Source organism: Hydrocarboniphaga sp. FW305-C-57 (assembly GCF_058783045.1).
In genome coordinates this window covers 68,231-82,409 of sequence record NZ_JBYSYG010000006.1, presented here as the reverse complement: position 1 = coordinate 82,409, position 14,179 = coordinate 68,231, and the positions used below count along the sequence as shown (strand labels likewise).

The following is a 14,179-nucleotide window of genomic DNA, read 5'->3' as shown; positions in this document are numbered from 1 at the left end:
CCGTCATATCGGCTCTCAACTCGCCAGCTTGTAGTCCGCAAAGCTCTGGCGAAGCTTGAGTTTCTGCACTTTCCCGGTCGCGGTGTGCGGCAATTCGTCGACGAAGGCGACGTCGTCCGGCAGCCACCACTTGGCGATCTTGCCGTCGAAGTGGGCCAGCAGCTCCTCGCGCGTGAGCGTGGCGCCCTGGCGCAGCACCGCGACCACGATCGGGCGCTCGTCCCACTTCGGGTGCGCGACGCCGATCACCGCGGCCTCGGCCACGGCCGGATGGCTCATGGCGATGTTCTCGAGATCGATGGAGCTGATCCATTCGCCGCCGGACTTGATCACGTCCTTCGATCGATCGGTGATGCCGATGAAGCCGTCCGCATCGATGGTGGCGACGTCGCCGGTCGGGAACCAGCCATCGACCAGCGGGCTGCCCTCGCCCTTGTAATAACGCTCGATGACCCAGGGACCGCGCACGAGCAGGTCGCCGAAGGCCACGCCGTCGTTCGGCAGCAGCTTGCCGTCGCCGTCGACGATCTTGGCCGCGACGCCGAACACGAGCTTGCCGGCCTTGAGCGCCTGCGCCTGGCGCTGCGCCGCGGGCAGCGCCTCGTGCTTGGGCGCGAGCGAATTCACCGAGCCGAGCGGCGACATTTCGGTCATGCCCCAGCCCGGCTTCAGCAGCACACCGAGCTCCTTCTCGAAGGCCTCGAACAGCGACGGCGGGCAGGCCGATCCGCCGACGATGCAGCGCTTGAGCGCGGCCGGCTTGATGCCGGTTTCGCGGACGTACTGGAGCATGCCGAGCCAGACCGTCGGCACGCCGGCCGAGAAGGTCACGCCTTCGCGATTGAACAGCTCGCAGAGGCTGGCGCCGTCGAGCGCCGGCCCCGGCAGCACGAACTTGCAGCCGACCAGGGCCGCCGAATACGGCATGCCCCAGGCGTTGACATGGAACATCGGCACGATCGGCAGCGCGACGTCTCGCGAGGAGATGTTCAGCGCGTCGGGCAGGCAGGAGCCGTAGGCGTGCAACAGCGAGGAGCGGTGCGAATACAGCACGCCCTTGGGGTTGCCCGTGGTACCCGAGGTGTAGCAAAGACCGGCGGCCTGTTTTTCGTCGAATTGCGGCCACACGTAGTCGTCGTTCTCGGCCGAGACCAGGTCTTCGTAGCAGACCAGGTTCGGGATGGCCTGCGTCGGCTTGTGCGCGGCGTCGGTCATCGCCACCCAGGTCTTCACGCTCGGGCACTGCGGAGCGAGCTTCTCGACCAGCGGAGCGAGGTTGATGTCGAAGAACAGCACGGTGTCTTCGGCGTGGTTGATGATCCAGGCGACCTGATCCGGGAACAGCCGCGGATTCACCGTGTGGATGATCGCGCCCGAACCGGAGACCGCGTAGTAGAGCTCCAGGTGGCGATAGCCGTTCCAGGCCAGCGTGCCGACGCGATCGTCGGACTTCACTCCGAGCCGGCCCAGCGCGTTGGCGAGCTGGCGCGAACGCCTGGCCGCATCGCGCCAGGTGTAGCGGTGGAAACGCGCATCGCCCTCGCCGCCTTCGACGCGCCGCGAAACGATCTCGACATCGCCGTGGCAGCGCTCGGCGTGCTCAAGCAGCGTGCTGATCAGCAGCGGCGCATCCATCATCAATCCGTTCATGCTTCTCTCCGTCCTTTTCGATCGTCGTTGTTATGGGTGCAGCCACTCGATCCGGACCGGGTCCGGCTGCCAGGGCAGCCCGCCAACCCAGACCAGCTCACCGTCTTCGAACACCAGCGGAGTCCGGCGCCGCCTCCACGGCGGAATGCCATGCTCCTGAAACAGATTCTTGAGACTGCGGCTCGGCTGCCCGGCCACCGGCCGGAACCGCTCGCCTCCGCTCGCGAAGCGCACTGTGTAGCGTCCCGGCACCGAAGCCTTCAACTCACCGCAGCCCGGCGGCAGGCTCAGCGCGGCGGCACCACTCCACTGCACTTCGAAGCCTTCGGGCTCCGGCGGCAGCGGCGGCATCAGATACAGATGCTCCCGATACCGTCGCAGCTCGACTCCGGGCCAGCTCAGCATCGGCTCGGCATCGGCCCGCGCGTCCAGCAATTCTGGCAAGCGCGCGAGCGCTGTCCGTGGCGCGGGCGGCAGGCACCGCTGTTCGAGATGCCAGCGCAGCAGGTTGTTTCGACGCGCAGCACTGAGCCGCTCCAGGCTACACCGCGACAGGCCTTGCGGCTCGACGATCTTAGCCGCGTCGAGCGCCGCGAGTTCGTCGAGCAAGTCGTCGGCCTCCGCGCACCAGCTCGCCGATCGCGCGAGCGATTCGGTCGCACGGGGCCAGCGCTCGGTCAGCAGCGGCAGCAGCTCGCGACGCAGGCGCACGCGCTCGTAACGCAGCTCGCCATTGTGCGGATCATCGACCCAATCGAGACCTTGCGCCGCTACCCAGTCGAGTAGTTCGGCACGCCGCAGCTCGAGCAGCGGCCGCCAGAGCTGGCCCTCGCCGAAGCGTCGCAGCGCCCGCATGCTGGCGAGCCCGCGAACGCCCGAGCCGCGCAAGGCACGCATCAGGAAGGTCTCGGCCTGATCGTCTTGGTGATGCGCCGTCACCAGCACTTCGCCCGGCTGCAATGCCTGCATGAGTGCCCGATATCGAGCCTCGCGCGCCGCCGCCTCGGGGCCGAGCGGGTCGTCGGGCGCGATCTTCACGTGCAGCACCTGCAGCGGAATTCCGAGCTGCCCGCAGCGGCGCTCGCAGTGCAGCAGCCAGTCGTCCGCGACCGCCTGCAGGCCGTGATGCACGTGCACGGCACGCAGCGCCGGCAGATCCAGCCTCGACAAGGCCGCGAGCAGCGCCGTCGAATCGCCGCCGCCGCTGTAGGCGACGCAGAACCGTGTCGCCCCTGCCGGGACTGTGAGCCGCAATCGGGCGGGATCGAATGCCATGTGACGCATCATAGCGAGCGCTCCCGCGACTTCACGCTGCGGTTCACCCAGGCGCCGCTAAGCTTGTGAAAACACCGTCACCCGAAGACACGTGGCAAGGGAGAACACGATGCGGTTGATCACGATCACGACGCTGGCACTGCTGCTCGGTCTCGCCGGCCTGGCGCAAGCCGCCGACAACAAACCGCTGCCGACCAAGCCGATGGCGGTCTGGTTCTATGCGGACTGGTGCATGAACTGCAAACTCATCGCGCCGAAGATCGCCGAGGTGAAGCCCGATTTCGAGCGCAGCGTCGAGTTCGTAAAGCTCGACGTGACCAACGAGGAGCGCAAGCTCAAATCGCGTGAAACCGCGCAGAAGCTCGGCCTCTACTCGCTCTACATGAGCAACAAGGCCACCGGCTGGCTCGCGCTGATCGATTCGTCCGGCAACAAGGTCGGCGAGTTGCACCAGGAGATGACGGTCGATCAGATTCGCAAGGAGCTTTCGAAGATCGCGCTGCCGACGAGCACGCCGGCGACGCCCGACTCCGCCGCGCCGGTCGAGGGACTGTCGCCCTGACCGCCAGAACGCTTCAACGAAAAGGCCCGCGAAAGCGGGCCTTTTCGTTGAGCGGCGATGTGCCCTGATCAGTGGCGCTGGTCGTAGGCGCCATAGGACATCAGGCGCTGGTAGCGATCGGCGAGCAGCTTGGTCATCGGCACCGCGCGCAGGCGCTCGAGGTGGGCGACCAGGCGATTCTTGACCGCCGCCATGGTGGCTTCGTAATCGCGATGCGCGCCGCCCAGCGGCTCGGGCACGATCTCGTCGATGAGCTTGAACTCGTAGAGATCCTTGGCCGTCATGCGCATGGCTTCGGCCGCTTCGCTCGCGCGCGAGGCCGACTTGAACAGAATCGAGGCGCAGCCCTCGGGAGAGATCACCGAGTAGATACTGTGCTGGAGCATCATCACGTGGTCGCCGACGCCGATCGCGAGCGCACCGCCGGAACCGCCTTCGCCGGTCACCGTCGCGATGATCGGCGTCCGCAGGTTCGACAGCTCGAACAGGTTGCGCGCGATCGCTTCGGACTGGTTGCGCTCTTCGGCGTCGATGCCCGGAAACGCGCCCGGCGTGTCGATGAAGGTGAGGATCGGCAGGTTGAAGCGCTCGGCCATCTGCATCAGGCGCAGCGCCTTGCGATAACCCTCGGGCCTCGGCATGCCGAAGTTGCGATGCACGCGCTCCTTGGCGTCACGGCCCTTCTGCTGGCCGATGACCATCACCGCACGGCCGTCGAGCCGCGCCATGCCGCCGACGATGGCCGGATCGTCCATGAAATGACGATCGCCGTGCAGCTCTTCCCAGTCGGTGAACAGGGTCTTGATGTAATCGAGTGCGTAAGGACGCTGCGGGTGGCGGGCCAGCTGGGCCACCTGCCAGGGATTCAGGTTCGAGAAGATCTGGCGCGTGAGTTCCTTGCTCTTGAGCTCGAGGCGGCTGATCTCTTCGGTGAGGTTCACCTCGCTGCCCGCGGTGGCGTAGCGCAGCTCTTCGATCTTCTGCTGCAGATCGGCGATGGGTTGTTCGAAATCGAGGTAGTTCAGGTTCATGCGGCAATCCGGCCGGTGGAGACAGTTCCCGTATGTGCCGATGCTACAACGAGTGGCGCCGAGTTTCGAATCGGTGCTGAACGGCCACGCGCCCTACGCCGGCGCATGCTGCATCGCACCGAAAGAGCGTCTGCGCGACTCATTCGTCGTCGCCGGCCCCTGCACTCGCGAACTTGGCCTTGCGTTCGGGCTGCGGCGCGACGTACTTCTTGTAGCTGACCTTGATCTGGTCGGCGGTGAACAGCTTGCCGATCGCATCGAGGCTCGCGGGCTCGATGCGTACGCGCCATTCGTGCGGAAAATCGAGCGTCGCGCGCGCGCGGCCGTTGACGTAGTCGATCGTCACCGCCGCTCCGCTCTCGGAGCGGAACGGCCCGAGCGCGTTGCGTAGTGCGATGACGTCGCGCGGCGGGCGCTTCCAGGCCAGCCAGATACGCGTCGCGTATTCGGCCATCAGCTGCGCAGGCGACATGAACTCCGGGTTGTAGAGACGCGGCTCGGGTTCGCGTCCGTCCTTGCCCGGCGACAATCCGATTTCGGCGATCACGAAAACCAGCGTATCGGTCTTCATGAAGCCCTGCAGCTTCGGCCACTTGTCGATGTCGATCCAGGTCGACAATTGGCGACTGCCGTCGCCGATGGTGATCTTGTAGCTCGATCGGCCGAACTTGCCGTCGCCCTTGAAGAAGCGCAGATCGGTCACCCAGGCACCGAACAGGCATTTGGTGCGCGGCGTCCATTGCGGCTTGCCGTCGGCCGAGACCGGCGTCGGCGTCGCGTATTGCTGGATCAGGTCACGCAGGTTGCCCGAGCAGACCTGGTCGATGACCTCGGCCCAGGCTTCGATCGGATGTCCCGACAGATAGAAGCCCAGCGTGTCGCGCTCTTTTTCGAGCAGTTCCTGACGCGACCAGTCCGGCACGATCTCGGCTTGCACCTGCTCGTGCGGTGTCGGCTCGCTGCTGCCGAGGCCGAACATGTCGAACATGCCGGAGCTTTGGCTCGCAGCCGCTTTTTCGGCAACCTGGAGCGCCTTGGGCAAGGTCGCCATCAGCGATGGACGATTGAGCTTGAAGCTGTCGAGCGCGCCCGAGCAGATCAGCGCTTCGAGCACGCGCTTGTTGGCTTTCTTGAGATCGATGCGACGGCAGAAATCGAACAGGTCCAGATAAGGCCCGTTGGCCGCGCGCTCGGCGAGGATGCCTTCGAGCGCACCTTCGCCGACGCCCTTGATCGCGCCGAGACCGTAGGCGATTTCGTTTTTCGCCGGCACCGTGAAGCGCAGGAAGCTGCGATTGATGTCGGGCGAATGCACCTTGAGCTTCATGCGCTTGCACTCGTCGAGCATCGCCACAACGGTGTCGGTGTGGTCCATGTCGCAGGACATCACCGCGGCCATGAACTCGGCCGGATAATGCGTCTTGAGCCAGGCCGTCTGATAACTGACGAGCGCATAGGCGGCAGCGTGCGATTTGTTGAAGCCGTAGTTCGCGAACTTCTCCATCAGGTCGAAGACCTGGGTCGCGATGCCTTCGTCGATGCCGTTCTTCTGCGAACCTTCGGTGAAGATGGCGCGCTGCTGCGCCATTTCGTCGGCCTTCTTCTTGCCCATCGCGCGACGCAGCAGATCGGCGCCGCCGAGCGTGTAGCCGGCCAGCCGCTGCGACATCTGCATGACCTGTTCCTGGTACACGAAGATGCCGTAGGTGGGTTGCAGCACCGGCTCCATTTCGGGATGCAGATAATCCACCGGCGAATCGCCACGCTTGCGCGCGCAGTATTCGGGAATCAGGTCCATCGGGCCCGGTCGATACAGCGACACGAGCGCGATGATGTCTTCGAAGGTGTCGGGCTTCAGATCGCGCGAGGCCTTCTGCATGCCCGGAGATTCCATCTGGAACACCGCGCTGGTGTCGCCACTCGCGTAGAGCTTGTAAGTCTCGACGTCGTCGATCGGCAGCTTGAGCACGTCGATGGCTTCGTCGCCCGTGCTCTTGGCGATGTTCTCGACAGCCTCCTGAATCACCGTCAGCGTTTTCAGACCGAGGAAGTCGAACTTCACGAGGCCGATCGATTCGACGTCCTTCATGTCGAACTGCGAACGCATGCCGGCGCCGCCCGGTTCGCACAGCAGCGGCGCGTAATCGGTCAGCGGATTCGGCGCGATGATGACGCCGCCCGCATGCACGCCGACGCCGCGCGTCACGCCTTCGAGTTCGAGCGCCAGATCGAGCACCGCGCGCACGTCTTCTTCGTTCTCGTAGGCCTGCTTGAGATCGGGCACTTCGTCGACCGCGTCGGCGAGCGTCGCGCCAGGCGTGCCCGGAATGAGCTTGGCTAGGCGATCGCCGAAACCATAGCCGTGGCCGAGCACGCGGCAGACGTCGCGCACCACGCCGCGCGCCGCCATCGTCGCGTAGGTGACGATCTGGCCCACGCGCTCGCGCCCGTATTTCTCGGTCACGTAGGCGATCACGCGATCGCGGTTGTCCATGCAGAAGTCGACGTCGAAGTCGGGCATCGACACGCGCTCGGGATTCAAAAAGCGCTCGAACAGCAGGTTGTAAGGCAGCGGATCGAGATCGGTGATGCCGATCGAATACGCGACGAGCGAGCCCGCGCCGGAACCACGGCCCGGCCCGACCGGACAGCCGTTGTTCTTGGCCCACTGGATGAAGTCGGCCACCACCAGGAAGTAGCCCGGAAACTTCATGCGCTCGATGATGCCGAGCTCGTAATCGAGGCGCTTGCGGTATTCCTCCTCGGTCGTCGCCGGCGTGATCACCTGCAGGCGACGCGTGAGCCCTTCGTGCGCCTGCAGACGCAGCCAGCTGTTGCTGTCGTGGCCTTCGGGCACCGGATATTCGGGCAGGTGATAGGTGCCGAACTTCATCGACAGCGTGCAGCGGCGCGCGATCTCGAGCGTGTTCTCGATCGCCTCGGGCAGATCGGCGAACAACGCGATCATCTCTTCGCTGCTCTTGAGGTATTGCTCCTCGGTGTAATCGCGCGGGCGCTTGTCGTCGTTGATGACGCGGCCCTGCGCGATGCACACGCGCGCCTCGTGCGCGGCGAACTCGGCGCGCGTCAGAAAGCGCACGTCGTTGGTCGCGACAAGCGGCAGCGAACGATGCTTGGCGAGCGCCACCGCGGCGTCGACCCAGGCATCGTCGCCGGGGCGCTGGCAGCGTGAAATCTCCAGGTACAGGCGATCCGGAAAAATCGCCTGCAATTCGTCGAGCGCGGACAGGGCGAGCTCGACGTTGTCGTTCTGCGAGGCGCGGAACGTGGTGCCGTCGCGACCCGTCAGCGCGATGAGTCCGTCGCTGGTCGTCGCGAGCCAATCGCGCTCGACGAGCGGATAACCCTTGCTCTGTCCTTCGGTGTACGCGCGCGAGATCAGCAGCGTCAGATTGCGATAGCCGGTTTCGTTCTGTACGAGCAGCGTGAGCCGCTCGGGGCCTTCACCTTTCAGACGCTCGGCGAGCCACAGGTCGGCACCGACGATGGGCTTGATGCCCGCGCCTTCCGCGGCCTTGTACATCTTGACCATCGCGAACAGGTTCATGCGATCGGTCAGCGCCACGGCCGGCTGCTGGTGCGCGGCGACGGCCTTGGTCAAGGTGCCGCCGCTGCCGCCGCCCTTGCGCTTGGGCGGCTCGATGCGGACGATCGAATCGGTCAGCGAGAATTCGCTGTGCAGGCGCAGGTGGACGAAGCTCAAGCGTAGGCTCCGTCGAGCACGTCGCCGCCTTCGGCGGTGAGGTCGACCAGACCCGATGCGAACAGATCGCGCTGCGCGCACGGCGCAAAACCCATGCGGTGCTGCACGCAGACGCCGAGCGCCTTGAGCGCCTGCAGATGCATCGGCGTTCCATAGCCCTTGTGCTGCGCGAAGCCGTAGCCCGGATGCTCGGCGTCGAGCCGCTCCATCTCGCGATCACGCGCCACCTTGGCGAGGATCGAGGCGGCCATGATCGAGCTGTGGATCGCATCGCCACCGATCACCGCATCGGCGCTGCAGAACAGCTTGGGCAGGCGATTGCCGTCGACGAGACAGTGATGCGGCGCCGGATTCAGTGCTTCGGCCGCGCGCTGCATCGCGAGCATCGAGGCGTGCAGGATGTTGAGGCGCTCGATCTCTTCGACGGTCGCATGCGCGATCGCGAACGCCACCGCGCGCTGCTGGATCTTGTCGAACAGTTTGTCGCGCTCGAGCGGCTTGAGCTTCTTGGAGTCATCGAGTCCGCGAATGCCGTGGCGCGGTCCGAGAATCACCGCCGCCGCGTAGACCGGCCCGGCCAGGCAGCCGCGGCCGGCTTCGTCGAGCCCGGCCACCAGGCGCAAGGGCTGCGCGGGGCCAGTCGAAACGGCGGGCGAAACGGGAGGCGAAACGGCGGAACTCATGGCCGGCATTTTACGGGTCTGCGCCCGGCCCGTGCTTGTGTTAGGCCGGCCGGACGCATCGGCGGCTAGATGCCGGTGCGGGCCAGCAGCCCGACGACGGCATCGGCCGCGCGGGCCGCGGCGTCGCAGCGCAAGCGCTCGCGGATGCGATCGAATTCGTCGAGCTGGCGCGCCCGCGCGGCCGCGTCGGTCAGCAGCGGCAACAGCTGCTGACCGAGCTTCTCGGGCACCGCCTCGTCCTGCAACAGCTCAGGCACCGTCGGTGTCTCGCCGAGCAGGTTCGGCAGGCTCACGTGATCGACCTTGAGCAGGCCGGCCTTGAGCATCAGCCAGGCGGTCAACGGCGAGCCCTTGTAGGCGACCACCATCGGCCGGCCGAGCAGCAGGCATTCGAGCGTCGCCGTGCCCGAGGCGATCAGCACCGCGTCGGCGGCCTGCATGACCTCGCGCGAACGGCCGTCGACGAGCGTCCAGTCGAGTTCCGGCGCGAATTCGGCGATGGTTTTTTCCAGGCCCGCGCGCAGCGAGGGCTTGGCGATCGGGGTGACGAAGCGCAGGCCCGGCAGGCGCGCACGCAGCCATTGGGCGGTCCGCACGAAGGGCTCGCCGAGGTAACGCAGCTCGCTGCCGCGACTGCCGGGCAGCACCGCGAGCAGCGGCCCTTGCCCGTCCAGCCCGAGTCCGGCGCGCGCCTGCTCCGGCGTGGTGCGCGCATCGAGCTCGTCGGCGAGCGGATGGCCGACGTAGGCGGCGTCGAACGGCCGCTTCGTGTCGAGTGCGCGCTGGCGAATCTGCTCGGCGTAGAACGCCGGCTCGAACGGAAACAGGCACAGCAGCAGATCGACCGAGCGGACGATCCCCTTCACTCGCCCGCTGCGCCAGGCCCAGACCGTCGGGCTGACGAAATGCGCGGTGCGCAGGCCGCGATCGCGCAGCCGGCGTTCGAGGCCGAGGTTGAAATCGGGCGCATCGATACCGATGACGACGTCCGGGCGGTCGGCCGCGAAGCCTTCGATAAGCCGCGCCCTGAGCTTGAACAGCCGCGGCAGCGCAGGCAACACTTCGGCGATGCCCATGACCGAGAGCGTTTCGATGCTGTCGACCGCCTCGCACCCGGCGGCGATCATGCGCGGCCCGGCCACGCCGTAGAAGCGCGCCTGCGGCAGGCGCTCGCGCAGCGCGCGGATCAGCGCGGCGCCGAGCAGGTCGCCCGAGAGCTCGCCGGCGACGAGCGCGATGGTGGGTTTGGAAGAGGCCGTCATGTCTGCGAGTATGCCAGCCGTCCGCGTCTGCGCGTTCGCAAGCGCTTGTTTAGCAAGGCGCATCGGCGGCCTCACGAAAACCTCATCAATTCCTCAGCCCGACTCAAAGAGCGGCGCGGACCTCGGCGGTAGGGTTGGCCTGTCGAAACCAATCCAGGGGGATGTCCATGAAGCAAGAGCAACGGAGTCGTCGTCGGCTGGCCGGGTGCCTGTTGGGAGCAGGCGCCGCGGCCTTGCCACCACTGGCCGCAGCGCAGACCGAAGCGCCGGTCGCCGAGGTCGATTCGTCGGCCGAAATCGAAACCATCGTCGTCACCGGCTCGCGTATCCGCCGCACCGACGCCGAGACCGCCTCGCCGGTCCAGGTGCTCACGCGAGAGGACATCGATCGCTCGGGCAAGCAGAACATCGCCGACGTGCTGCGCAGCGTTTCGGCCGACAACCAGGGCTCCTTGTCGAGTGCCTTCAGCGCCGGCTTCGCCTCAGGCGCATCGGGCATTTCGCTGCGTGGCCTGGGCCTCAATTCCACGCTCGTGCTCGTCAACGGCCGGCGCATGGCGACGTATGGGCTGGCCGACGACGGCCAGCGCAGCTTCGTCGATCTCAATTCGATTCCGCTCGAAGCGGTCGAGCGCGTCGAAGTGCTCAAGGACGGCGGCTCGGCGATCTATGGCTCGGACGCGGTCGGCGGCGTCGTCAACATCATCCTGCGCCGCAATTACCAGGGCGCGGAAATGGGCGGCAACTTCGGCACCTCGTATATGGACGACGGCGACTACAAGCGCTTCCACGGCAGCTTCGGCACCGGCGACGAGCGCTACAACCTGTTCGCGACGATCGAAGGCTCGACCACGCAGGCGATCGGCAATGCGGATCGCGAGGATTATCTGGGCACCAACGATCTGCGCCGCTACGGCTGGTACGACAATCGCCAGGGTGGCCGCCCGGCCGGCGCCGGCGCCTTCACGTACATCGACGCCGACGGTGAGATCGCGCACTCACCCGCGCTGCTGTCGGCCACGCCGTGGGGCACGATGCGTCCGCTCGTGAACGGCGCGACCGATCCCGACCCGAGCCATCGCATCAACCTCAAGGCCTGCCCCGAAATTTCGGGCGACACCGGCGTCTGCCTGTTCGACCCGGTGGCGTACTCGCAAATCCAGCCCGAGCAGGATCGCATCAATCTGTTCAGTCGCGGCAGCCTGTTCCTGAACGACGACACCCAGGCCTATTCCGAACTCGGCTGGTTCTTCGCCAAGACCCGGAGCATTGGCACGCCGGGCGACGTCATCGACAGCGGCGTCTACAACGCAGCCGATCCGGGCAACCTCAAGGTCCACACGACGATCATGCCGGCGAACCATCCGGACAATCCGTACGGCGTCGCACGCGGCTTTCGCTTGCTGACGACCGACTTCGGCGGCCGCAACGGCGAGCAGACCAGCAACGTGATCCGCGCGATCACCGGCGTGCAGGGCAAGCTGTCGGACTGGGATTGGGACGTCGGCCTCGGCTACATCCGCAGCGAACTCGACGACGAGCACACCGGCTACATCGTCGCCGACCGGTTGCAGGCGCATCTAAACGACGGCAGCTATCGCATCCAGGATCCGAGCGTCGATCGCAGCGTGCTCGACGACATTTCGCCGACGCTCAAGCGCAAGGCCAAGAGCTCGATCGCGCTCGTCGATGCGAAGCTGTCGGGCTCGCTGTTCGAGCTACCGGGCGGCGATTTCGGCATCGCCTTCGGTGCCGAGGCGCGCAACGAGAAAACCGACACGCCGCCACTGCCGTTCACCGCGACGGGCGACATCATCGGCCTGGGTTACTCCTCGTTCAAAGCCGATCGCGATGTCGTCGCCGGCTATACCGAAGTCAATGCGCCGGTGGCGACCTTCGTCGAACTCAGCGCGGCGCTGCGCTACGACCATTACTCGGATTACGGCCACTCGACGACGCCCAAGGTCGGCATCAAGATCAAGCCGCTCGATGAGCTCGCGCTGCGCGCCACTTACGCCGAAGCGTTTCGCGCCCCGGGACCGTCGGAGAGCGGCAACAGCTCCACGTATGGCTTCACCGGCATCGGCCTGCTGACGATCGGCAATCCGGACATCAAGCCCGAGCGCGCCAAGAGCTATACGGCGGGCATCGTGTTCGAGCCGCTTCGCGGAACCAGCGCGACGCTCGACTATTACCGCATCGAACGCCGCGACGAGATCGTCGGCGCCGATCAGGCGCTCATCATCGGCGACGCTCCGCAAAGCGGTCAGACGCCGAATTCGCAGCGTCCCGGCGAGCTGCCGAACTCGACGATCTACTACAACGAAGATGGAGACCTCAGCGCGGTCTCGGCGCCTTACGTCAACGCCAACAAGACCACGACGTCGGGCTTCGATTTCGAATATCGGCAGAAGCTCGACCTCGGCCATTTCGGCCGCATCAGCGGCGGACTGCTGCTCACGCACGTGATCAGCTTCGAGCGCAGCTTCGACAGTGGTGAGAGCTTCGAATACGCGGGCACACATGGGCCCTACGTGCTGAGTTCGGCCGGCGGCACGCCGAAGGATCGCGCGCGCCTGGAGCTGACCTGGGAACGCGCGCAAATTTCGGTCACCGGCTCGGTCAACTACGTCGGCAGCATGGACATGATCGACCACAAGGGTTCGCAGCTCGTCGACAACGAGGACGGCACCTGGTCGAGCGACACCTACGAGGGCGCGTATTACAACGTCGATCCGGACGGCAAGGTCTGCGGCGTCTATCGGCCCGATGGCTCGGCCTACAACGGCTGCTCACTGTCTTCCTTCACGACCGTCGATCTATACAGCAAGGTCGGCTTCGACGAGCACTGGGAGTTCACGGCCTCGGCGCTCAACCTGTTCAACCGCATGGCTCCGTTCGATCCGTATACCTACGGCGGGCTCAACTACAACCCGTCGTTTCATCAGTCGGGCGCAGTCGGCCGCTTCGTCACGCTGGGCTTGCGCTACACGTTCTGATCGAGCCTGCACCGAGACGAGAACCGGCTTCAAACCTTTCGATCAGGGACGGCGTCTGACGACAAGTCCCGGTTGGAACACTCGGCAGATGGCGTACTCCCTAAGCGCCATCTGCCGTTTTTTATTGCGCGATCGCTCGGTGTGCCGACACCAACGATCGGCGACTGCGGCCGCGAATCAGCCGCGCGCGAGCGGGCGCTTGCCGCTCAGGATGAAATCGAGCATGAGCTGGGCGTGAGACGAAGTCTTGGCCATCTCCGCCAGTTCGGCCTTCACGTCGGCCATGACCTTGCCCGAGCGATAGATGAGCTTGTACGCCGCATCGATCTCAGCGATGGCCTCGGGCGCGAAGTTGCGACGGCGCAGGCCTTCCTTGTTGATCGTGCGCGGCTCGGCCGGGTTGCCCTGCACCATCACGTACGGCGGAATGTCGCCCGCGACGCCGGCGGAAAAAGCCGTGAACGCATGCGCGCCGATGCGGCAGAACTGATAAACCAGCGTGTAGCCGCCGAGGATCACCCAGTCCTGGATCTCGACGTGACCCGCGAGGCTCGCGTTGTTCGCGAAGATGGTGTCGCTGCCAATCACGCAATCGTGCGCGATATGGCAGTAGTTCATGATCAGGTTGCGACTGCCCACGCGCGTTTCGCCGCGCTTGGCGTCGAACTCCTTCATCGTGCCGCGCTGGATGCTCACATACTCGCGGATGATGTTGCCGTCGCCGATCACGACGCTGGTCGGATCGTCCTGCCTGGCGGTCTTGTCCTGCGAGATCTCGCCGATCGAGGCGAATTGGAAGATCTGGTTGTCGCGGCCGATGGTCATCGGTCCGGACAGCACCACGTGCGGACCGATGACGCTGCCTTCGCCGATCGTGACGCCCTCACCGATCACCGAGTAAGGGCCGACGCGCACCGACTCGTGCAGCTGCGCCTTGGGGCTGATGATGGCCGTCGGGTGCAGCTTGGGTTCGCTTGCAGTGCTCATCGCCTG

9 protein-coding genes are annotated in these 14,179 nt (G+C 65.7%); 2 read left to right on the top strand and 7 right to left on the bottom strand.

Going from position 1 to position 14,179, the window contains the following annotated elements; translation table 11 throughout:
* Window positions 1–15: 15 nt before the first annotated feature.
* Both AC3WUM_RS13650 and tilS read right to left on the bottom strand, forming a co-directional pair.
* Window positions 16–1,650, bottom strand: coding sequence for a 3-(methylthio)propionyl-CoA ligase (locus tag AC3WUM_RS13650; protein ID WP_492410870.1), 1,635 nt, complete (start codon window positions 1,648–1,650; stop codon window positions 16–18).
* A 30-nt stretch (window positions 1,651–1,680) separates the two neighbouring features.
* Entirely contained in the window at window positions 1,681–2,925 is a 1,245-nt protein-coding gene (gene tilS, locus AC3WUM_RS13645) for a tRNA lysidine(34) synthetase TilS (RefSeq protein ID WP_492410869.1), read from the bottom strand.
* A gap of 109 nt (window positions 2,926–3,034) precedes the next feature.
* On the opposite strand from tilS, the gene AC3WUM_RS13640 reads away from it, so the two are divergent.
* Window positions 3,035–3,487, top strand: coding sequence for a thioredoxin family protein (locus AC3WUM_RS13640; protein WP_492410868.1), 453 nt, complete (start codon window positions 3,035–3,037; stop codon window positions 3,485–3,487).
* 68 nt (window positions 3,488–3,555) lie between these two features.
* Here the strand turns inward: AC3WUM_RS13640 and AC3WUM_RS13635 are convergent, their stop codons facing one another.
* From AC3WUM_RS13635 to lpxB, 4 genes are all read right to left on the bottom strand, one after another.
* The gene (locus AC3WUM_RS13635) at window positions 3,556–4,518 is read right to left on the bottom strand and encodes an acetyl-CoA carboxylase carboxyltransferase subunit alpha (protein WP_492410867.1); all 963 of its coding nucleotides are present in this window, start codon (window positions 4,516–4,518) and stop codon (window positions 3,556–3,558) included.
* Between the two features lie 139 nt (window positions 4,519–4,657).
* Complete coding sequence (gene dnaE, locus AC3WUM_RS13630) at window positions 4,658–8,242, bottom strand: DNA polymerase III subunit alpha (RefSeq protein WP_492410866.1); 3,585 nt, start codon at window positions 8,240–8,242, stop codon at window positions 4,658–4,660.
* Window positions 8,239–8,925, bottom strand: coding sequence for a ribonuclease HII (gene rnhB / locus AC3WUM_RS13625; RefSeq protein ID WP_492410864.1), 687 nt, complete (start codon window positions 8,923–8,925; stop codon window positions 8,239–8,241). Before rnhB ends, dnaE begins: the two co-directional genes overlap by 4 nt.
* A 65-nt stretch (window positions 8,926–8,990) precedes the next feature.
* On the bottom strand, window positions 8,991–10,187 hold the full coding sequence (gene lpxB, locus AC3WUM_RS13620; RefSeq protein ID WP_492410863.1) for a lipid-A-disaccharide synthase: 1,197 nt from the start codon (window positions 10,185–10,187) through the stop codon (window positions 8,991–8,993).
* 233 nt (window positions 10,188–10,420) lie between these two features.
* Between lpxB and AC3WUM_RS13615 the strand changes: the two genes are divergently transcribed.
* A complete protein-coding gene (locus tag AC3WUM_RS13615; protein ID WP_492410862.1) occupies window positions 10,421–13,186 on the top strand; it encodes a TonB-dependent receptor in 2,766 nt (921 codons plus the stop codon).
* Window positions 13,187–13,363: 177 nt separating this feature from the next.
* Here the strand turns inward: AC3WUM_RS13615 and lpxA are convergent, their stop codons facing one another.
* Window positions 13,364–14,173 carry an acyl-ACP--UDP-N-acetylglucosamine O-acyltransferase gene (lpxA, locus tag AC3WUM_RS13610; RefSeq protein ID WP_492410861.1) on the bottom strand — a complete coding sequence of 270 codons (810 nt, stop codon included), beginning with the start codon at window positions 14,171–14,173 and terminating at the stop codon, window positions 13,364–13,366.
* Window positions 14,174–14,179: the final 6 nt, after the last annotated feature.